Raw genomic sequence first — 21,655 nt, 5'->3', positions numbered from 1 at the left:
TCGGATTCTATTCATAATTTTAGGACTATTGCCGATATACACATAGGAGAGGGAGAAATAAGTAAGCAATAAGAACTAATAAACAGACATCAGGAGGTTCCACAGTTGAGAAAGAAACTATTTAATTTGAATGCTTTACTAGCGATTGTGCTGGTCATTTCTATGTTCCCGTGGAATCAGGCAAATGCCGAAGCGGGAAAAACAGGGTTTGATCCCTTTGAGAAAAGCATTGAAGAAATTTCAACTGCTTTAAACAACGGACAAATCACTTCGGAAGAATTGGTTGAATACTATTTGAAACGTATTGATGCCTTTGATAAGCAAGGCCCGGCTATCAACTCTATTATTTCCATTAACGAAAACGCTCTTAAAACGGCAAAAGCTCTGGATGCCGAGCGCAAAACGCAAGGACCAAGAGGCCAACTTCATGGTATTCCTTTTGTCGTAAAGGATAACTATGACGTTGTTGGCATGCCAACAACTGCCGGCTCTGCAGCGCTGAAGGATATCTATCCAGCTAAGAACGCATACACCGTACAAAAGCTGATTGATGCTGGTGCAATTGTCATCGCAAAAACAAATATGTCCGAGCTCGCTGCTTCCTTTGGCAGACTCGGTTACAGCTCCATGGGCGGCTTGACAATCAACCCTTACAACCTGAACCGTGATGCATCGGGCTCAAGCAGCGGCAGCGCTGCAGCGGTAGCAGCGAATTTCGCTGTGTTCGGACTTGGAACAGATACTTCCGGTTCTGTTAGAGGTCCTGCGAATGTTACAGGTCTTGTAGGAATCAGACCGACACTGGGATTGACCAGCCGCGGCGGAGTTGTTCCTTCCTCTCTTTCCCTGGATGTAACTGGCCCTATGGCACGCAGTGTAAAGGATGCAAGCATCCTGCTCTCAACCATGGCTGGAACAGATAGCGCAGATGAAGCTACAAAATCTGCAGACAAGCATGTTCAGGATTACGCTAAAACGCTGAATGCTTCTTCTCTTGAAACCGCGCGTATCGGTGTCGCAACAGATTTCTTTGGAGATAATGAAGAAATCGACGCCATTACAAACCAAGCGATTATTACTATGCTGCATAAGGGCACCACTGTTGTTCCTGTGTCCTTCTCCGAACAAACCAAATACCTCTGGACTCCAGTGCTTGGACCGGTTGGCGATATGGAATTCAAGAGCCAATTCGAAAAATACTTAAGCACCGTTCCAGGAAACGGACCTAAAACTCTGCAGGAAGTCATCGATATCAGTGAGTCTCCTGAAGTAATGAACTCGGATACACCTGTAAACCCTGCACGCCTGGAAGGCCTGAAGACAACCTTGGCCGAAGCGGATAAATTGTATTCCAAGGAATATAACAACATCGTGAATAAAGAAATTCCGAAGACTCGTAAAGAAATCGAAAAAATCATGAAGGAAAACAATCTGGATGCGATCGTCTTCCCTACGATGTCTTGCCCTGCTTCCAACCGTTTTGACAAGGAAGATCCTACATATGTCTGCAACGCATACGATACTTATGCTGCAAGCTATGTAGCATCTGCTACAGGATTCCCTGAAGTAACTGTACCTGCTGGGGTTGTGGAAGCAGGCGTTCCTGCCGGTATTTCCTTCCTTGGTACAGCGTACAGCGAACAGAAGCTGCTTGACCTTGCTTATTCCTTCGAGCAAGCTGCTCATGCCAGAGTCGTTCCTGTAAACACACCACAATTGACACAATAACAACGTTGCACCCGTGCAAAGGCTCATTCTCCCTTTTACTTTTGCATGGAACAAGAACCTTCCCGCTAATGCGGGAAGGTTCTTTAGTGTATAGGGTTATGTATAAACACAAAAGCCGCAGTCTGAGGACTGCGGCTTTTGTTAATCGTTGTCTATTAAAGCTTAACTACGTTCTCAGCTTGCGGGCCGCGTTGGCCTTCCACGATATTGAACTCGACGCGATCGCCTTCATCAAGTGACTTGTAGCCATCTCCTACGATTGCGCTGAAATGTACAAATACATCGTTGCCGCCCTCGATCTCGATAAAGCCAAATCCTTTTTCTGCGTTAAACCATTTCACTGTTCCTGTTTCCATCATTCATTACCACCTAATTTAAATTTAAGCATCTGAAAACTCTTGTTAGATCTTTTACAAATACTTATTACATGTCAATTTTATCCCTAAAAAATCTCTTGCAAAATCTCTTGAAAAATAAAAATTCACATATGGTACAAGGTTATGACTTCTTCAATAATAACCCTCTACGCTATGTGAATTCGTTAGGTGACTATTTCGATATACTGAGTATAGCATGCCTGGGTATATATAGATACCTTATTAATATGGTAATAATACCCTGAACACTCCCGGGTCCAGCCTCCGATTTGTCCGAGATGGTCATATTCACCGTTAATAAATAAAAGAAAACGACCCTGATTCGGTCGTTTTCAAGATACTCTATTTCAAAAATTAAATCGATGCACGGGAGAAAACATCGAATATACCCGATCAGAGATCTCCACAGACTTGCCTTTATCTTCATATTTATTAAGTTTTCCATAAGTCCGATCTGATTCAAGATGATCTAAATAATAAAGCTCCGTGGGTCCATTATAATAATAAGCTCCTGCATCGCCAGCTATTTTAACGGATTCTTTATTCTTATATCTATACACATCGCCTGTTCCATCTTGATCATAATAATCCTTCATATAAAGAAGCGTTTTATCTTCAGGATAATAAGTCGTATAGCCAAGTTTAACATCAATAGATATTCGTTTGCTCTCACCATCAGCATATTGATACAGCTCTCCTGCATCATCATGAACTTCTTTATAGTAGAACAAGGTTGAGTCTGTTGGAATGTAATTAAAGTATTCAACATCCTCATCCAGACGCTTCCGGTTCGTTGGTTTGCCGTCTATGATTTCATAGGAGACCAGCTCATTATTCGACTCTGTACTTTCGATAAAGTATAGCTGCTTTTCATCAGATGACAGCACAGCCATTGACATGGCAGTTCCTTCTTTCAGGAAACTCGTATCATGTACTTGACCGCTGGACATATAAGTAACCGTAGATTGCATTAACCGCTGCTCATACTCGGAGCGGACCTCCTCTGCACCCCCAATCTCGGATAGATATAACTTCTTCATGGAGCCGCGTTCATTTTTACTATAAAAAATAGTCTTTACACCCGGATCATTAAAAGAATTGGAGTAGTACCCATCTGTTACTTTATTCGCTTTACCCTCACTAAACAAATAGAGCGATAAAGATACATCATAGACTGATTCCTCCTTCAGCGATTGTCGAAGCTGATCTCTCGACATTTTGGCTGAATATATGTCATATGCGATGTTATATGAATCGTAATCTGTCACGAGCTCTTCTTCATAATATGTTTCACCCGACCAATAGTCTGTATACGGTGTATTTACTAACGACTCATAATCCGATAATAACGGCTCTGCAATGTCACCATCGCTTTCCGCCATATCATCCTCTACCAAAGAATAGAGTTCAAATTCCTTTTCTTCAGCTACCGTATAGTAAAACTGTTTATTCTTAATATCCGATACGATGCTGTCAATATTGGATATTAGCTTCTCCTTATCCTCATTCAACTCTTTGCTGTACAGAGTCTGTGAATTGACATTCTTGCTGCTGTCATTTTTGGTGTAGTATATATTCCCATTGGATGAATCGAATTGGACAATATTGTTTACGTTAGAATCAACCTTTATCTTATCATCAAGTTTACTGGTATTAACGACATACAGGTTTTGTTCTTCGTTATCGTCTCTCTTCGTATAGTAGATTACAGATTTCGCATCAGCGTACCAATAGTTCGTTACACGTGTGTCAATGACGGTTTCGTCCGACAAATTGTGCAAATAAAGTTTACCTTTGTATTCGTCATTATTCCTCTTCACATACAAAACCTCTTGGCCGGTGCTGCTAATCGTAAATCCGTTTCCCTCCAGGCTGGAAATATTGGTGGCCAGATTCACAGCCTGCTCATCCTTCCAACTCGATGCCTTCTTCTTCAAATCGCGATAATAGAGATTAGCTGTTCCTTCATTTTTAATACGATTAATAAAGAAAAGCTTGCTTTTATCTTCACTAATCTTAACGATTTGACCTATCATCTGATTATATCCATAATATGACCCGTAATTATCCCATTCTTCTTCATCCTCATCATCAACGAGCAGCCTTCTACTAAGCTCAACCGGCTCCTTCTGACTTGGTATATGAAGAAACAGTTCATTATTGCCCATAAATATAACAGGCTCTTCTTTTTCCTGAAAGAGTAACGGCATAACCGCAAAATAAAGCACAGCTGCTAGAATAGCCGCTCCTAATACTCCTGCAAAGGCAGTCCGATAGCGCTTCAAAAACTTAAGGTACCGTACCTCCTCGCCCCCACCGGTCAATCCCGGTAAAACCGGTTCATGCTGAACAGCAATTTCGCTCGTTGCAGAGACTTCCGAATTATCCTGTTCTACCTTTACGGGTAGAACTTCTATCTCTGATTTATTCTTATGAATCGCATTTCCACAAGCACCACAAAATCCTGCCTCAGAAGAGACAGAAGCACCGCACTTTGAACAAAACAAGAAACTTCCTCCTTTTGACTTAAGCCTATTGAACTAAATATAGAGGAAAAACAGGATAACTGTACCATACAATCTCCTATGTATCAACAATATTACCTATTTTATACTCAAAGCATGTCGAATAGAGGTTATAACTCTAATCGTGGAATATGACTTTATTTGAGTGGAAATGACAGATTGCGCCTGCCCACTCCCTGTGTGACAAATGTCGTCGAAAATATATTTAAAATTTGAATAATAGAGGTAACGACGATCAAACCGGAAGATTGTAGAAGGTAAGGATGTGAGAGGAATGACCGTCACTGTCCGTGAATGCGTAGAGCAGGATTATGTGATTGAGCAGATCAAGCAGCATTTCAAGTGCAGGGTATTATGGTGCGAGGGGCGTGCATGCCTGGAGTATGACCTTGAGGAAGAATTAGAGCGAATCTGCGATTATATAAAGGAACAGTTTGGCATGGAGCTTTGGGATGTATTTTTCACCGCGATTGAGAGCATTCCTGAGGACGAATAACCCTTTAAAATAACCAGTAAAACCTGCGGCCCGCTCGCAATGCGGATAGCCGAACAGCTTCGCAAGAGAATCGGGGAGCTGTCAGAAGGCCGCCCCTATAGGGTCTCAGCCAGCATTGGTGTCTCCTCTCTTTTCTTGAGCGATGTCTCCACACCAACGGAGCTGATTCGATTAGCGGATGAAGCAGAAATCATGGCAAAAAAGACGGGCAAAAACCAGGTGGTTACTGCCTGGTAGACAAGAACCCTGGCCTGATAGGTCAGGGTTCTTACATTAGAATTTATATGGAGAGAGGCAGGCTTTTTTCGTTTATGTAAACACAAAAACACTGCCAAAAGCGCCCGGGAGCGCTTTTGGCAGTGTGATATCATACTGCTTTTAAGCTGAAATGGTGTATTAATTAATCATTAATTTGAATGCGCTTGATGCCGGTGTCCGGCTGTTTTGGCACTTCCAGCTTCAGCAGACCATCCTTGAGCGATGCCGAAATACCGTCCGGGTTGATGCTTTGGACTATGAACCGGCGCACATATTCACCGTAGCTGCGTTCACTGCGTATAATCTGCTGATCCTCATTTTCAAGTTTGTTGTCTTCCTTGCGTACGGCTTTAATCGTCAAGTAAGGGTCAGCATAACTGATCTCGATGTCGTCCTTGCTGAATCCGGGAAGCTCTGCCTCTACAAGATATGCCTTCTCCGTTTCGCGAATGTCAGTTTTGAATGACGTCAGAGAACTTTTAAACGGTGCAAACCAGTCCTCACTGAACACGTCATTGAACGACTTCATCATCTGCCCGAACGCATCGTCCCGGCGTCTTGCTCCAAAAGGAATCAAATCAAACATCATTCACAACCCCTTTCAATGGTTTGACCTTATTTGACCTTACATCTTCATTATATGCACCGCACCCTCTTTTGCCAAAGTCGATTAAAGCCTGTAATCTTTGATTTGAGTTTGTTTTCTGCCATTTTTCGAAGGTGATGGGGCTCTTTTTTTAATTTGACCTTATTTGACCTTCAGATAAGATATAGTAAACTTGATGCCTTATTCGGGCGATTTAGATGGTAAGAAAATCAAGCAGCCTTAGTCCTGTGCAACTCAGGACCAAGGCTGCCTAATTGATTTTAATTCACTTGTGGGACAGTTATCCTTTCCTCTACTCTACATGAACTTTGCAAGTAGCGATCAGACCGCCATCCTGCGTAGTCACCATAATCGTAGCAGTTCCAGGGGACATCGCCTTTACTTGGCCGCTGCCATCGACTGCTGCAACCGCTATATTATCCGATTCCCAGGTAACCGTCTTATTCGTGGCAATAACAGGGGCAATCTCCGGTTGCAGGACGACGGACTCTCCCGCCCTCAGATTTAGTTCCTTCTGGTCCAGTTGAACGCTCGTTACGGAAATCGTTCGATCCTCAAACGTATAACGCCACAGGGTATTACCGTAGGAGGCTGACGAACCATTTTTAAAATAAAGGTTGCCGTATTCATCCTGTGTCAATCGGTGCGAATCCTGATCCCGGAGAATAGTTATTTCCTTGCTGTCCGGATCCGCGCGGAATAATTTCCCTTGCGCTGTTCCGTATATTTCCCCGTCCTTGCCAAGCACAAGAGCAACTCCCCCTCTTGAATAGCGCAGCCCCGGAAATTTATCTTCCTGGTATATGACTTCTTGCTTTTCCGGATCGAAAATAAAGAGAGTCCCTTGGTCCAATCCCCAAATATTCCCCTCCGGGCCCACCAGCAATGCACCTATAGCCGTAGCTCCGGGAACAGGTACCGTTTCATAGGTAACTCTGCCCTCGGAAATATCCCAGACGAACAGCTTTGCCTCTTTCGCCACGGGGTCTGTGCTCTCGCCATAGATACTGGATCCGCCGTATATTTTCCCGTCCTTGTAAACCAGGGAAGTGACGCTTTGGTCAGGGATCAAGTTGCGGCGGATATCCGCTTGTCCGGATGCGATATCATAGATTGCAAAAGCCCCACCGAGCTTTCCGTATTGCGGGGAAGTGCCGATAAACAGCTTCTGATGCTCCTCTGATCCGACCATGGCTAACGGCCGATTCTGACTCTCCTCCGCCATTGTAAACAATTGACGCGGGTTCTGTTTGCTTTTCCACGGTTTGCTTAAATCATACTCAAATACCTTCGCATCGGGATAAACCCCGAAATACATTTTGTTACCCATCGACCACATCGACTCGGATTGACCTATGCCTGTTTTCTTCACAAGGGTTCTTGTATCCGGAGAAAAAATACCGACACCGCCGGATATGTATCCGTTGCTGTAAATGTTACCGTCCGGACCTGTCGCAACATTGAAAATATCGGTTGGCTGTTCTGGCAAAGGCAGCGTGAAGACCTTCAATTTCTGTGTCTGCAAATTGTACTTGAACGCTTTGCCTTCATAGTTGCCGATGAAGCCGAACAAGGTCGGTCCCGGATAGTCCGTGTCATTCAAATGAACAAAGCTCCACCCAATAGCCGTCTGGCCAAGCTCGGCAGGATGTCCGCCAATTATCACCTGGCTTGATATCTTCGTATCCAAATTGTATTCATAGAGATAGATGCCATTCGTGTAATAGGCCACATTTCGGGTCGGATCAGCAATCACGCTTCTGGAATGGGCAGTAAACTCTGCATCCACCTTACCGGTAGCTGCATCAATCACGACCATCTTACTTTCCGGATCCAGTCTTGTGAACAGCTTCCCGCCGATCAGATTGAGATCGTAAACAAAGCTGTATTTTGCATACGCCTCGGGCAATAAGTTTCGTTTCGTTCCTGTTGCAAGATCATATTCAATTAAGGTCGCATGAGCTCCGACTCCGGCATAAAGAACTTCCCTCTCCTCATCATAAGCTACTGACCGGACATACTGTTCGCCTGGCTTCATTTTGCCGAAATCGGTTATTCCGCCAGCAGGATCATATTGAAATAAATTGCCGCCAGGGTACGTACCTCCATAAATTTTCCCGTCTTTGCCGGGAATCAGACCATAAATGACAGTAGTCCCCGCAACGGGCTGCCCTAAATCCTCCAATTGATCTGCACCCGGAGTATACTTGTAGAGGTGCCCGTTGGGATAAGAGCCAATATAAGCTGTACCGTCTTCCGTTGTTACGATGGTCCACGAACCTGTTACTTCCGGAAGGTCAATGGTGCGGACAACTTTTTCCGTTTCAACATCGACAATAGCGAACTGTCCCGGCTCTCCCACGATAACCGTATAGCCGACATCTCTTCCGTCCTGATCTTTACCGAACGCACCGGTCATAATCGTCAAGTTGGCAATCTGCACACCCAAATCTTCCAATTGGGGAGTCACTTCAACCACTTGGGAAGATTCCGCAATGACCGTCCCGTCCGATTTGACAATGCGATAAACGAAGGTATAGGTTCCCGTCTTGGAGAATTTTAATGTCCAGACGTCTGTCTGGCGGTACTGTGCAGGAAGATCAAAACCCGACTTCATCCACTCTCCCTGATTTAAGAAGGATTGAATCATTCCGGAGCTGTCTTCCGCCCGGAACAAAATATCCCCCGGCCCTTCCACCTTCCCGAAGGAAATGTGCACATCCTGGTATCCGTTCTCTCCGGACTCCTCCGTCTCCAACGTTACCGGAACCTGCAGATATTGCCCGGCTCCTATCGTTTCCGGAAGGTCATATTGAAAATGATAAGTGGAATTTTGACTGTCCTTGCTGCTGCCATCGACTTTTACATGGACTTCATCAGATACTCCGCGATAGGTTGCCATCAGTTTCGCCTCACCTTTTTTCAGCGCTGTCACCGTCATCCCGGAAATAGAAAGCACCTTGTCATCACTGACTGTAAGGACGGCATCCGATACATTCTCGCTGCCTTTCTTGTCAAATTGGGCAATCACCCGAATATCTTTCGCCTTCCCTACCTTCAGATTCAGCGCCTGGGGGACAATCTTGATTGATTTCGGAATGGCCTCCTGTGTTAATTCATTATTCATCACCTCCATACTCTCCGAGCTGTCTGCAAAAACAGGCACCAGAGTAAACATACTCAACAGGCCAATAAGCAGCAGTGTTATTCCTTTTCGAAATATCAAATATCATCTTCCTTCCTCTTTTTTATAGTCAAATAATTGAAGCGCTTTCAATAAAGCGTAAAGATATCTGTTTTATATAGAATCACCTCTCTCCTATAAAAATGAAGAAATTGCGCTCGTTAGTAAATCTACATGTATTTTACCTGTATATATTTGGATTGGTCAACAAGTATTCTTGTTCCTGAATCGCATTAAAAAATCAGCCCCGCTCATTTAAGAGCGGGGCTGCCGTTATGAACATTAACCCAGGAACGCAATCGAACGTTTTACTTTTCTGGCGAATGCTATAGGATTATCGATGGATTCCCAGTGGACATACATAAGACGCGGTTCTTCAAACAGCCAGTGATTATGAACGGCTGTGACTTTAATTCCGTTTTTGCGGAGATTGGTCAGTAACCGATTGACCTGGTTTTGGAAGAGTGCAGTTTCTCCCAAACATAGTGCGCGACCCGAGCTGTCCAGCGATTCAAACGAAAACAGCTGATAGCGAATTAAAGGAGAAGTCGTTCTTCTTCTCAAAATGGAAGCATTGATGACTCTATTTCTGCTCACAAAACAAACCGGGCCCTTTGTAATTTCATGCTCCGTTCCGCCTAAAATGCTAGAAAACTGATTGCATAATCTTCTAAAGCGGGGACTTGCGCTCACTTGTCCGTTCATGCCAATTCATCCTTTCATGCATAATATAAATACACCTTTACAGCCGCACTCGGATTAACCTAAGAATCGAATCGATTCTTTTGTTTTTCTGGCAAAATTAATAGGATTGTCAATGGACTCCCAGTGCATATACATTAATCTCGGATTTTCCTTGAACCAGTGATTATGAATCGCGGTTACCTTGATCCCCCGTTTACGAAGATTCGAAATCAACCGATTCACCTGATTTTGGTGTACTGCGGTTTCACCCAAGCAAAGTGCACGGCCTGAACTATCAAGGGACTCAAACGAAAACATTTGCATTTGAACCAAAGGAGAACGTGTTCTTCTTCCCAAAATCGTTTCACTCAGGTTTGTCATTCTTGTCACAAAACAAACCGGTCCGTCTTCCACTTCCGATTCCCCGCCCAAAATTTGTCCAAACTGTTGACACAGCCTTTCAAATTGGCGGCGGCTTACCCTCGCTTTAGCTGTCATATGAATCCTCCTTTTTTCATTCTCAGCATATCTTATGATCAAAGAAGGAAAGTGATAGAGGCAAACCGCCAATTATTATGAACTAGACTCTTATATCGATGAAGTTTTCCCTTATTGAGAGAGTATCCGCTTTTGGCCTGTGATTTCTTGAATCGGCTGACACCAGCTTTAAAATCAGCAAGCAGTTGATTGACGACATGAACACTTTGCGGAGGATGACAGTTCTGAACACTTCTGCCGATCACCGCTTTGGTACGAACGAAGATCCTTTCCTTACCGTGTGAAAAATACCGGACAATATCATTCTCATCTATAAAAGTCAGGTCAACCGGCAAATGATTTAATATCGATTCCAACTGTTTGACTGATAAAATACCGGTACTCATTCGGATATATCCTTCTTGCAGCGGAGAATGCTCCCCTTCCTGATCTGTGGCAGGTTCAGCTGCTCTTTCAGGAATCCATACTTGATCCGGTGCAGTCAGGCAATAACCGACATCTTCACTTTGAGCAGCAATTTGGAGCCATTCATCTTCTGGAAAGGAAACAGTAAATTCTCCTTGCGGCTGTAGTGCTTATCCACATCGTAGAGGAGACTGAAATCCTCCAGTAATTTGATGCGATTAGCCTCTCCCTGATCCTTAAGAAATTGATCCAGATGCAGTGAGATTTTGAAATTCGCCAGTCGATCAACTTCCTCTTTATATAAAAAAGATTAAATTTGATCTTGTTTCCTTCTTTAAACTAACATCCAAATGAGGCAGAGATTGTGATTAGAAGCACAAAGTGAGTGGGAATTAATTGAACGAGTATGCGATTTGAACCTGTATGTCTCCCTTCGAGTAACAAAAAAAGGGGCGTCCCTCAGTCATCGCAGATGAATTTTGGGACAACCCCTTTAATATGATATTACTTTCAAATACCTGCTATAAGACACCGATGATTATTGCTTATAGCTTTTTTACAATACTATCGATTTCACTCTTTAGTAAAAGGTATCTATGAACACTTCTCATGATCGGAACTTTGGTTAGCTTATTCTGATCCACATAGCTTTTCATTTGATCTTTAGACAAGCCTAACAATGCTCCAGCCTCAGATACCGTTAATACAACTTTGTTGCTTGTCGCATTGAAGGTTGCCTTCACTTTTAGATTCCAGTCTTCAAATACCTGCATAAAATCAGCATCCTTCCTATTCTCAGCTAATGGAACACAAAGCGCCTCTTATAAAAAAATCCCCAAACGACAGGTTCGGGGACCGTTTCACTAATCTAGAGTTTTACGACATTCTCGGCTTGCTGTCCACGGTTGCCTTGGACCACATTAAATTCCACACGCTGACCTTCATCAAGTGACTTGAAGCCGTCACCCGTGATTGCGCTAAAATGTACGAATACGTCCTGGCCGCCTTCAACCTCGATAAAACCAAATCCTTTATCTGCGTTAAACCATTTTACTGTTCCTGATTGCATAGAAACACCTCCAAATTTTATATGATTTTTTATTCGGTTAAAAACAAAAAATTCACATATTGCACAAGGTTAGCCATTAAAATAATAACCCTCTGCGATATGTGAATCAGGTCAAATCCTAATCAATCTACTATACCCCTATAAATCACAAATAGCAAATACGCTGCTTTTTTTGGCAGAGCATTCGGCATAAAAAAGTGAAAGAGACACCCTTGGGGGGGGTGTCTCTTCATCTGCTGCACAAATGTTGAATCAGTCGTTTGGTGATAGCTTAAGTTAAACTCGTTTGAACTCGATCCAGTCGATCTGCAAGCCTGGTTTAACGAAGTCCAGCTTCATCTCATAAAGGCCTGCTTCCAATTCGATTTTTACAAGCTTCTGTTTGATCCATCTGCCATCCGTGCCATTCGTTTGAATGGTTGTCAGCGACTGATCATTCAGCGTTACGTTGCAGGCGCTTTGCGCCAGTTCCGGCTCCGGAGACATGATATGCACAATAATCCGGTAATTCCCTGACTGATCTACCTTTATAAAGGTCGAACCGGTTGTTGAAGGTTTTACCTGAGCGTTCTCGGTTAAAGCCTGAACTTGCTCCGGAGAAAGAGAAGGATTCGCTTTAAAGGAAGCGACCGCTTCTTCGATCACCTGTTTTCTGGAGAATACCGGTGCCTGCATGATGAATCTGCAAATATTAGCGGCGCTGCGCTGCAGCTCTCCACGAGTCAGAGTCCCATTCTCCAGGGATTCTATCGTATTATCGTCCCACGCATTGGTTTCTGCACCGTAGTTCATGACCACCATATAAAGATCGTTCTGTGCACGGACCATCCAGTTCGTATATTTCCGGTCTGCAGGGCCTCCATGAACCACGTCGTTCATAATAGCCCACCAGTCCGTCATTACGATGCCTTGGAATCCCCACTCTCCACGGAGAATGGTGGTGTTCAGATCATAGTTGGAAGCCGCCCAGTGTCCGTTGATCGGATTATAAGAGGTCATAATTGAATTGGCTCCGCCCTGCTTCACGGCAATTTCAAAGCCTTTCAGATATATTTCCCGAAGCGCACGCTCAGAGACAACAGCATCTACTTTGCTGCGATGCTTCTCCTGGTTGTTGCAGGCGAAATGCTTCAGCGTGGCATTAGAACCGCCTTTCATAATTCCGCGCGTGCACGCTGCAGCAAATACCCCGGAGATCAGCGGATCTTCTGAAAAATATTCAAAATTGCGTCCATTCAGCGGGCTGCGCCGGATATTCAAACCAGGCCCAAGCAAAGCATCAACGTTATAGCTTAGTAATTCCTGGCCTTCCATGACATAAAGCTCTTCGACCAGCTCTGTATTCCAGGTAGCCGCAAGCAAGGTTCCAATGGATACCTGCGTAGCCTTCTGCCCGCTGTCCATCCGAATTCCGGACGGTCCATCCGCTGTACAAGCAACCGGAATTCCGTAGTCCAGCAAGCTGTCGCTTAACCCGCCGAAAGCCGAAGCCGTACCCGGTGTAACAAGCGGACTGCTCATTCCCTCTCCTCTAACAATCACCGCCAGATCCTGATCGCTGAGCTGGGCAATAAAGGTTTCCATGCTGACTTTTCCATCATACACGTCCCGGAGTTTGTAGCCCTGATTGCCGGTTTGCTCCAAGGTTTGCGGCAGATTATTCTCAATCCGTTCCGCCATGGAAATTTTGCGCTTCGGTACCTCCGTGAAGGTCAGTTCATATGAACCGTCCTCTTTGCGGGCACCAGGCTTCATTCTTGTAAAGTCCTCCGTTGGCGCCATCGCTTCCTGCAGCTTTTCAACGACTTGAAGCGTCTCTACAACGTAACCTTGTTGGCCGTCAATGTTGATTGCCTCTACATTTTTCACACTGGTTCCTACATATAGTCGGTATGCTCCTTCTTCCAGAACATAAGCAGAAGGCTGCCCTGTTACACCGGCGTCATCATACGAAGCCATGGAGGAAACGGGAAAGCTCACGATAAGATGCTGCGATTCACCCGGTTGGAGTTCCTTCGTCTTCCCAAATGCCGCTAAACCTTTAGCAGGCTTGCCCAGCTTTCCTTGCGGCGCTTCATAATAGACCTGCACGACCTCTTTACCTGCATAGGTAGTGCCGATATTTTTTACGATTACGCCAATTTCAATATATTGTTCTCCGTCTTTGACGGTCAGCTTGGCTTCTTCGGGCATAATTTCGAACTGGGTATAAGACAAACCGTAACCGAATTCGAACTGAACCAGGTCCGGACGAAATGTTTCGAAATAACGGTATCCTACATAGATGTCTTCCTGGTACAAGTTTTTATACTCATTGCCGTAATTTTGAGTGGATGGATAATCCTCGATCGAAAATGCAATGGTATCCGTTAACTTACCGCTTGGCGTCACATCTCCAACCAATACATCAGCAATCGCGTTGCCCCCTTCCATGCCGCCATGCCAAGCGTAAATGACACATGGAATCGGGTGTACATAATCTTTATCATTCATCCAGCTCATATCGATAATATTGGATACATTCAGTACAACAACAGTTTGTTCAAAATAGGCTGTTACCTGCTTTAGCATCTCTTTTTCTTCTGCCGTTAGCTGATAGCTTCCCGGCTCATTGGCATTATCCTGATCTTCTCCAGCTGTGCGTCCAATAACAACGATCGCCTTGTCGGATTTCTCTCTTGCTGCTGATACCAGCTCATCACTTAAAGGCATTTCCTTCTGATGCCATGGCTCAGCCGCCCAGCCGCCTCCGCCATTATCAAACGGATTCTGCTCAATCCACTTTTCATATACAGCCGCTAAATCTTCGTTGACGGTAATATTCTTTTTATGTCGAAGGCCATCCAGCAGATTTGTTGTATGGGTTACATGAACACTGCCCCCCGAACCTGTACCACTGCGATAATAATTAATCTGCGTTCTGCCAAACACGGAAACGTTTTCGTTTTTTTGAATGGGAAGAACTTGTCCTTCGTTCTTTAGCAGTACAGCACCTTCTGCTGCTACACGTCTGCTAAATTCAGCAAATCCTTCTAATGGACCTCCAAGTTTCTGTGTGCTCAATTTCGTTCCCTCCTGGTGATCATCTCTATGGTAGTAGATGTCTAGCTCCACCAAATTATCTTTCAATCATAGCTTCTTACTTCATAATCTAGTTCTGAGTTCATGCGCTGAGGTGTGAGACATCTACCTAGTATCATAGCAACAAATTCCATAGAAGAATATAGAACATGTTACAAGATTATTTTTATAGAATATACAATTAAATTACTCCAAAACGATGCCGAAGTAATCGTTCACCATGGAATGATCATTTTTGGGGTAAAACTCGAATCCGTCGACTGTTGTATTACTAGAGTACTATACCTAGTATCTAAAAGAGCAAACACCGCAACTTATACTTACTTTTAAGCTAATTCGACTACAATTCAAAAAAAAAAGCAGCTATTACAGAGGGCACTCTGAAATAACTGCTTAAAGAATACAATATTCGAATGAAACAGTGAAAAATCTCTTGGCATACTTCAACCAGATCAGACAACATGACCCTTTCCTCTTAGTCAGTTCTCATATCATCATCTTCTTCATATTCTTCTTCAATCTCATATTGAATTTCAACGAAGTTTCGCACTTCATCCCAACTATTCATAAAAATCTCATGAATTACCTCAGCATCTGTTTCAAAATCACAATTATCAGTAATTATTCGCAGTGTATTGTTTTGTAGGTCATACTCTGAATCAAAAATCAGATCACCTAATGGGTGCGATCCTGAAATTTGTAAGAACAATGCCAATGAAATCCTCTCTGATTTTGTATCTTCTTCCCTATAGAGAGTTGCAGAAATAGTTACTTTCTCATCCTTCCATTCAAAATCAACTTCATCATTCCATTCATAATCCCCCAAAAAGGAAACAATTTCACTCAAAATTTTTCGGATTTCTTTCTTTACTTTACTAATTCTTATGCAGAAGGCTTCAGTATCAACCTCCTGCAGGCCCTCTTGATCATAAAACGGATAAGGTCTGCCATCATTCTCAAGTACCCTGTAAGGTGCAAAGATAAGATCATCTTCTGGATTAAAAATAATCTTTATCGGTATGAGAACATGTTCGATACGTTGAGACTTTTCTATAGAAGAACTATCAAAGAGATTATTCAATTCATTTATCATTTTCTTTGGAAGTGTTTGACCAAGTTTTATATTATACTTATATCTCTTTTTTTTAACATTATTTTTGTCAGTATTAAATAAGTCAGCTAATATACTATCAGGAATATTTTCATCGATAAACATCTCTTGTAAATCCTCTAATGAAAGTAATTCTAAATTCATCATCTCACCTTGGGCTTTTCTCATAACATAGGAATTGAAAACTGGGGTCTCATCACTCATAACAAACTTAAAACTCTTTATAATTTCCTTATTCAAACTACTCCCCCCTTAAGAGTTATTTTTGTTTTTAATAATTTATACTGCTTCAGAGAAGGGTCCAGAGTTGTAAATTGTTTCTCCTATATTTATTATAACCCTTTATAAGTAGCCTCGTGTACTTCTTCGCAGTGCTCTCTCATAACACTTCTCCACAACAACCCCTAAAAGAACAATCGGCTAAAAAACACAACAAATAGTAATCCAATCACTTGTGATGGGAAGAGCTTTTGATGTCAACAAAATGTTGACTAAAGTGTACAACGGTAGTAAAATTATGGTAACAGTTCTCGCCCCGCTAATCAGTTCCAACTGACTGGCGCCTAGGGCGAGCCAATTTTTTATTAGGGGCTTTTTTATGACTTCATCAATAGGAATAAAGCCAGCTCTTACACATCAAGAGATGATTTCTCTTTTTAAGAACGTGGACTGATCATTGAAGACGAGGAAAAAGCAATCGAGGTACTATCAAGAGTCAGCTATTACCGTTTCACTGGATATGATCTTACCTTTAAAAAAGATAATAAATATGTTGAAGGTACAACTTTTGAAAAAATCTATCGACATTACGAGTTCGATAAAGCCCTAAGGTTGATGTTAATGGAGCTTATCGAACACATTGAGATTTCCATTAGGACAAAATTATCCTATATGATTGCCCACGGCTATCCTGATTTGGGATATAGAGAACCGAGTAACTTTGTTAGCGAAGAAAAACATCTTGGCTTATTAGAAATATTAGATAATGAACTCAGTAAATCAAATGAGTTATTTGTAAAACATCATCGTGAGAATCGAGATGGAATTTTTCCAGTTTGGGTGGCTTTAGAGATGGCCACATTCTCTAATCTTGTAGGTCTTTATAGCAATCTAAATACTAATGATCAAATAAAGATATCGAGCCAGTTTAACTTACACAGCAACATACTCAGAAATTGGCTTAACGTTTTGAAAATTCTCAGAAATCGTTGTGCACACCATAGTAGATTGTTTAATAGTCTGATTATCACAAAACCAACCATATTACGTAAAGATAAACAGCTAGACTTACAGCAACATCACATTTTCACACAGATATTTAATTTGAAGTATCTAATTAAGGAACGTTCTCTTTGGGATTCCTGGGTCACTCGTCTAGAGGCATTAATTGAGAAGTATGATGATGTGGATATGGGTAGAATGGGATTCAAGGAAAATTGGTCAACCTTATTAAAAATAGTTTAAAGCTCCGAATTTCGGAGCTTTTTCTTATTCATGGACATTAACGATTCACCAGTTTGAAGAACACTGTTGTCCTGATGCGTTTCACGAATAGCGAAAGCGCCAACAAAAAACACAACCAAACAGAACGTTAATCCCAGGTCGTTTTGCTTCTAATAAGTGAGGGGTTTGCAGGTGGGCGCAACCAGTAATTGGACACAACCTACGACGTTCACCCAATAAGCTTCTACTTATCTCCTTTAACTATTCCGGAATTTGTGTTTAATTAAATATAGATTCTTATTCACTTTTACTATAATTACCGAACTGAAGGAATTCTCTAGATGAAGCAACCATTGAAAATGATCTCAGATAAATGAAAAAGGACCGGAACTGTTACGATCGGTGGTCTACTTATAGGAGCCGGATTTACTGATTGCCTAAATTGCCATGAACCAACCCGATTTGGATCAGCTCGCCAGAGGGTTAACGGTCCTTGAGTGCAGGACTAACCATTTTAGTTATCATGGATAACTCCAAAACACAACGCCCTAAGAAAAACCCGCTCATTGAGCGGGTTTAATGTATGAAAAAGTATATTTATGATATTTCTGAAAGCCTCCATCTCCGTACTGCTACTCCGCAAGCTTCTTAAGCCAGCGCTGCTCAATTTCGCCTGCATGAGTCATGAGATGCAGCGCACTTCGATAAGGCCCGCCTTGGGGATCAAGGCTGGATGGCTCTATCAGCGACTTTACTGTGGATTGAATCTTTCTTAGCAAAGCAATAATCGATGCGGCTTGTTCAGGTGTTGCTTGTGCCATTTCCGGATCGACCGCTCGGGCAGGGAATAATTCAACATTCCAGTAAGTGAGTTCTGTAACAATCTCTTCTATCGCCTTAAATAATGCCATCACCACAGGCCGTTCCTGATCCGAATAGTAGGCAAAATAATCGTTTAGAATCTGCTCGATCGGAGCGCCCCATAATGACCTGCAAAATACATAGCTATTGAAGCCGTGATTCCATTTCCATGGATAATGATCCATGTTCCTGCAAGGGACGACCAGATTAGTGATTCCGTCTACGCCTAGTTCCCGATAATAAATGATATCCTCTGCAATTCGCGTAGGCAGCATCGGAAATAACGGTGTAAGCATGAAATGATCGCTGTAATACTCAAATACGTGAAGGCTCCGGTCATTCTTATGGACGGTGCTAATCCAATCCAGGAGCGATTGTCTTGCCCGTTCATCACTCTGGTTAGCTTTGTTGTCGAATGGGTAGCGGTAATCTCTTCCCCAATAGGCGAATAGGGTATCAATCTCCTTAGATGCATCCAGCTCATCACGTTCGAGCATATGCCACGTGAGACCGGCATTGTAAGCGATATGCTCCACATCAAGAGGGAAATTAGCAGCTGCTAACCGGTCGTGAAGTCTTTCTGTAAAGGAAATGTAGTGCCTAAGAAATCCTGTTCCACCACGATCTGCGATATCCTCTGGCCATAGAGAAAGCCTTGTGAGATTCGGAACGCTGCGGCAATACAAGACAATGTCATCGATTAGCTTGTCCTGCCAGGATAGGTCCTCATAATTCAGCTGTTTCTTCGCTGTATAAGGATGATCACTGAGCTTATCTGCAGAATCATTCTCCGCTTTCTCCAAGAAAAATTTCATGCTGTGGCCGCCTAACGTCACATTTATTCCCCGGCGCTTAATCTCCTCGGCAAGCCCTTCGCCAATCGAATCCCACAGCATAAAGGTGAAGAAGATTTCGTTGCATTTATTTTTGGCCAACCAGTCCACCATGGACTTGATGTATTCCAAATCGTAAATATTCTCGAACACGAAGCCTCTGCGCTCCATGACAGGAGAATGCAGCTCAAAGCTTTCACGATTAGACTTCGGTGATGAAATCGAAGGCTCTGCTTCACCAAGATAAATCCAGTGCATCCCCCATCGGTCAGCCGCATATTGATAAACCGCATACAAGGCCGCACGCTCTGAACGACCTGCAAGAATCAGCTGATCTTCACGCTCACAAATTAGAAAGTCATCCGAAAAAGAACTATCCTCCATCTGCAGCTGCTCATTCTCCTGTAATGTATTAGGGCTGTATGCTTGTACATCATCCCAGGTTCCAATCCACACCTTGGATGGAGCTATGAGTCCTTTTGCTTGTGCCCAAGCCGCATGCTGAACATACTCGCTTACCGCAAAATTCAGTACGGTATGCTCTCTCCATGCTTGTACATCGTACGTTTGATGCTCTTGATTGTTCATCATCATATCATCCCTTCACTTGTTGTGAGCGCTCCCAGTTAGGACAAAAATAATCGGACGACCTCTCAGCCATCCGTTTGCTTTATTTACAATATTCTAATCTTCGTTTAATCACTCGTTCGGGGTCCTTATTAAGCTCGCTGCCTCCTAAGGTGAAAGCGCTACAAAGTATGATATGTTCATTATTAGCGAGGATTGTGGGTATGTCAACATTATCCGTGAATGAACCAGCAACCTCAGCCTATTTAACCAAGTTGGCGAGTTACTATACAAATCAATAAGCTCACGTGCTCGTTTTTTGAAAACATCATCTCCACCAAACAAGAAAAACCCGACCGCGAAAGGTCGGGTTTTTGCCGTTCTGTCAATCCCTTACTTCTTTCCGTTCTCCACTACCCAAGCATCCAGCTGCTTTTGCATCTCCTCTCGCAGTTTATCTGAACCCGCCTTTCTAAGCTTTTCCTGATATTCCGGCAAATACTTTTCAGGATCGACGGTTCCGGTCATCAGGAGCGGCTCGTATTCTGCCTTCAGGGCATTAACGTTAGCAAACTCCGCCTTGACAGACGAATCGTCAAACATGAAGCCGAAGGTTGGTTGGACAAAGGCCGACTCGTTTAGCTTCTTCGTTACTTCCCATGTGTCCGGCGCCTGTCCTTCGACCAGGTAACCGTTGAACACGTTGCCGAATACCCAGTTCTGCGCAACATATCCGCCGCCTTTTGTTACTCTGACGGTTTTGTCGTCTAATTTCTCGTAATGTGTTCCTTCGATTCCGAAACTCAACAAGTTGTACAGCTCCGGATCGTTATTGACCAGCTCGATGAGCTGAACCGCCCGTTCAGGATTTGCGGAGGTCCGGCTAACCGCCGTCAACGTTGTAATATTGGAGGTGCGGCGAGTTGTTGCTTCCGTGAACGGAATACCGATCACGTCGTAACCGCCGTTGTTCGATTTCTTCTCCGCTTCGTACCCAGGCTTCATAGCGCTCTCGATACTTGTGGCGTATTTTCCGTTATAGACAGAATCGATCTGCTTCACTGTTGAAGCATCATCGTTGATATATCCCTTCTTGAACCAGCTGTGCATCATATCGACAAAACTTTTGTACTCGGGGGTTTCCTCCATGGTGTTTGTCTTGAAAGTGGTGTCGCCAATTTTGACGCCGCTATCATCGTAGCCGTACATGAAAGGCTCAAATTTGGTGCCTGGACCGGTCAGCATGAGCGGCGTAATCCCCGGCTCGTTTTCCTTAACCAGCTTGAGGAACGGCTCCAAGTCCCCGATTTTCTTGATCGTACTTGTGTCGAAATTGTATTTCTCCGCCAAATCCTTCCGAATGCTCGCGCCATAACGCGAAGTGATCGTTTGGTAATTCGGTACGGCGTAAATCTCACCTTTATATTTGGTTGCATCCCAAGTGAAGGACGGGATCGCTTTTTTTGTTTCCGGCGCGTATTCATCCAGCAGCTTATCGAGCGGAATAAAGGCGCCTTTTTTCACATTTTCATCATAATTGAACGCCCAGTTGGCCGTCCAGACGAGGTCGAATTTCTCGCCCGCCGCGCTTGCTGTATTCAGCTTGGTCGTATAGCTGCCGAAGTCGATCGGCTTGAGCTTAACAGTGGCATTGATTTTCTCCTTAATGATTTTATTCACTTCGTCTTCAATTTTCTGCTGATCAGGGGATACTTGGGATACGCCGTAATACCAGATCAGCTCTACTTCAGGCAGGTCGCTGTCCTTTGAACCCTCATTGTCCTTTGAACCCACATTATTCGATGGTGCCGCTGTTTCTCCTTGCTTTCCGTTCGAACTATTCCCGCTATTTCCGCCACCGCAAGCCGATAATATAACGATTGAACATAACAGCAGAAGCAATGTCATTTGTATCCTTTTCATATGAA

Annotated in this window: 16 protein-coding genes and 1 pseudogene; 4 read left to right on the top strand and 13 right to left on the bottom strand. The window is 43.4% G+C overall.

Annotation, left to right across the window (positions count from 1 at the left end; translation table 11 throughout):
* The first annotated feature begins 105 nt into the window (after positions 1-105).
* Positions 106-1,728, top strand: coding sequence for an amidase family protein (locus tag BN1234_RS01265; protein ID WP_054954848.1), 1,623 nt, complete (start codon positions 106-108; stop codon positions 1,726-1,728).
* 155 nt (positions 1,729-1,883) lie between these two features.
* Here BN1234_RS01265 and BN1234_RS01260 read toward each other — a convergent pair whose 3' ends face one another.
* On the bottom strand, positions 1,884-2,084 hold the full coding sequence (locus tag BN1234_RS01260) for a cold-shock protein (protein ID WP_054954954.1): 201 nt from the start codon (positions 2,082-2,084) through the stop codon (positions 1,884-1,886).
* A 368-nt stretch (positions 2,085-2,452) separates the two neighbouring features.
* The gene (locus tag BN1234_RS01255; RefSeq protein ID WP_054954847.1) at positions 2,453-4,612 is read right to left on the bottom strand and encodes a zinc ribbon domain-containing protein; all 2,160 of its coding nucleotides are present in this window, start codon (positions 4,610-4,612) and stop codon (positions 2,453-2,455) included.
* Positions 4,613-4,904: 292 nt separating this feature from the next.
* Here BN1234_RS01255 and BN1234_RS01250 point away from each other — a divergent pair, with 292 nt between their 5' ends.
* On the top strand, positions 4,905-5,126 hold the full coding sequence (locus BN1234_RS01250) for a hypothetical protein (RefSeq protein WP_054954846.1): 222 nt from the start codon (positions 4,905-4,907) through the stop codon (positions 5,124-5,126).
* 39 nt (positions 5,127-5,165) lie between these two features.
* Positions 5,166-5,363, top strand: coding sequence for a nucleotidyl cyclase domain-containing protein (locus tag BN1234_RS01245; RefSeq protein ID WP_054954845.1), 198 nt, complete (start codon positions 5,166-5,168; stop codon positions 5,361-5,363).
* A 163-nt stretch (positions 5,364-5,526) separates the two neighbouring features.
* Here the strand turns inward: BN1234_RS01245 and BN1234_RS01240 are convergent, their stop codons facing one another.
* The 9 genes and pseudogenes from BN1234_RS01240 to BN1234_RS01200 all read right to left on the bottom strand — a co-directional run bounded on the left by BN1234_RS01240 (position 5,527) and on the right by BN1234_RS01200 (position 16,263).
* A complete protein-coding gene (locus BN1234_RS01240; RefSeq protein WP_054954844.1) occupies positions 5,527-5,970 on the bottom strand; it encodes an Hsp20/alpha crystallin family protein in 444 nt (147 codons plus the stop codon).
* Positions 5,971-6,283: 313 nt separating this feature from the next.
* Positions 6,284-9,217, bottom strand: a complete 2,934-nt coding sequence (locus tag BN1234_RS01235) for an Ig-like domain-containing protein (RefSeq protein WP_054954843.1) — start codon at positions 9,215-9,217, stop codon at positions 6,284-6,286.
* Between the two features lie 240 nt (positions 9,218-9,457).
* Positions 9,458-9,880 (bottom strand): DUF1259 domain-containing protein, encoded by a 423-nt coding sequence (locus BN1234_RS01230; RefSeq protein ID WP_054954842.1) that lies wholly within the window; start codon positions 9,878-9,880, stop codon positions 9,458-9,460.
* 54 nt (positions 9,881-9,934) lie between these two features.
* On the bottom strand, positions 9,935-10,357 hold the full coding sequence (locus BN1234_RS01225) for a DUF1259 domain-containing protein (protein WP_054954841.1): 423 nt from the start codon (positions 10,355-10,357) through the stop codon (positions 9,935-9,937).
* A gap of 161 nt (positions 10,358-10,518) precedes the next feature.
* A pseudogene (locus BN1234_RS21665) lies at positions 10,519-11,066 on the bottom strand (PAS domain-containing protein); the annotation flags it as partial.
* Between the two features lie 241 nt (positions 11,067-11,307).
* Positions 11,308-11,535: a helix-turn-helix domain-containing protein gene (locus tag BN1234_RS01215; protein ID WP_054954839.1), complete on the bottom strand. Its 228-nt coding sequence runs from the start codon at positions 11,533-11,535 to the stop codon at positions 11,308-11,310.
* Positions 11,536-11,630: 95 nt separating this feature from the next.
* Positions 11,631-11,831: a cold-shock protein gene (locus tag BN1234_RS01210; protein WP_054954838.1), complete on the bottom strand. Its 201-nt coding sequence runs from the start codon at positions 11,829-11,831 to the stop codon at positions 11,631-11,633.
* Positions 11,832-12,107: 276 nt separating this feature from the next.
* On the bottom strand, positions 12,108-14,894 hold the full coding sequence (locus tag BN1234_RS01205) for a glycoside hydrolase family 3 C-terminal domain-containing protein (protein WP_054954837.1): 2,787 nt from the start codon (positions 14,892-14,894) through the stop codon (positions 12,108-12,110).
* 493 nt (positions 14,895-15,387) lie between these two features.
* Entirely contained in the window at positions 15,388-16,263 is an 876-nt protein-coding gene (locus BN1234_RS01200; RefSeq protein WP_054954836.1) for a hypothetical protein, read from the bottom strand.
* A 429-nt stretch (positions 16,264-16,692) separates the two neighbouring features.
* Here BN1234_RS01200 and BN1234_RS01195 point away from each other — a divergent pair, with 429 nt between their 5' ends.
* Positions 16,693-17,487 (top strand): Abi family protein, encoded by a 795-nt coding sequence (locus tag BN1234_RS01195; protein WP_082423054.1) that lies wholly within the window; start codon positions 16,693-16,695, stop codon positions 17,485-17,487.
* 611 nt (positions 17,488-18,098) lie between these two features.
* On the opposite strand, the gene BN1234_RS01190 is transcribed toward BN1234_RS01195, so the two are convergent.
* The gene (locus BN1234_RS01190; protein ID WP_054954834.1) at positions 18,099-19,754 is read right to left on the bottom strand and encodes a hypothetical protein; all 1,656 of its coding nucleotides are present in this window, start codon (positions 19,752-19,754) and stop codon (positions 18,099-18,101) included.
* A 366-nt stretch (positions 19,755-20,120) separates the two neighbouring features.
* Complete coding sequence (locus BN1234_RS01185) at positions 20,121-21,650, bottom strand: ABC transporter substrate-binding protein (protein ID WP_054954833.1); 1,530 nt, start codon at positions 21,648-21,650, stop codon at positions 20,121-20,123.
* Between the last annotated feature and the right edge of the window lie 5 nt (positions 21,651-21,655).

The organism is Paenibacillus dakarensis, assembly GCF_001373415.1.
Classification (GTDB): domain Bacteria; phylum Bacillota; class Bacilli; order Paenibacillales; family Paenibacillaceae; genus Paenibacillus_AQ; species Paenibacillus_AQ dakarensis.
This window is presented reverse-complemented; position numbering and strand designations above follow the sequence as displayed.

Excerpts from the sequence above, each read along its gene's own strand:
- BN1234_RS01250 (WP_054954846.1), top strand. The coding sequence starts at position 4,905 with ATGACCGTCACTGTCCGTGAATGCGTAGAGCAGGATTATGTGATTGAG.
- BN1234_RS01215 (WP_054954839.1), bottom strand. The coding sequence starts at position 11,535 with ATGCAGGTATTTGAAGACTGGAATCTAAAAGTGAAGGCAACCTTCAAT.
- BN1234_RS01230 (WP_054954842.1), bottom strand. The coding sequence starts at position 9,880 with ATGAACGGACAAGTGAGCGCAAGTCCCCGCTTTAGAAGATTATGCAAT.
- BN1234_RS01210 (WP_054954838.1), bottom strand. The coding sequence starts at position 11,831 with ATGCAATCAGGAACAGTAAAATGGTTTAACGCAGATAAAGGATTTGGT.
- BN1234_RS01260 (WP_054954954.1), bottom strand. The coding sequence starts at position 2,084 with ATGGAAACAGGAACAGTGAAATGGTTTAACGCAGAAAAAGGATTTGGC.
- BN1234_RS01245 (WP_054954845.1), top strand. The coding sequence starts at position 5,166 with ATGCGGATAGCCGAACAGCTTCGCAAGAGAATCGGGGAGCTGTCAGAA.
- BN1234_RS01185 (WP_054954833.1), bottom strand. The coding sequence starts at position 21,650 with ATGAAAAGGATACAAATGACATTGCTTCTGCTGTTATGTTCAATCGTT.
- BN1234_RS01225 (WP_054954841.1), bottom strand. The coding sequence starts at position 10,357 with ATGACAGCTAAAGCGAGGGTAAGCCGCCGCCAATTTGAAAGGCTGTGT.
- BN1234_RS01240 (WP_054954844.1), bottom strand. The coding sequence starts at position 5,970 with ATGTTTGATTTGATTCCTTTTGGAGCAAGACGCCGGGACGATGCGTTC.
- BN1234_RS01190 (WP_054954834.1), bottom strand. The coding sequence starts at position 19,754 with ATGATGATGAACAATCAAGAGCATCAAACGTACGATGTACAAGCATGG.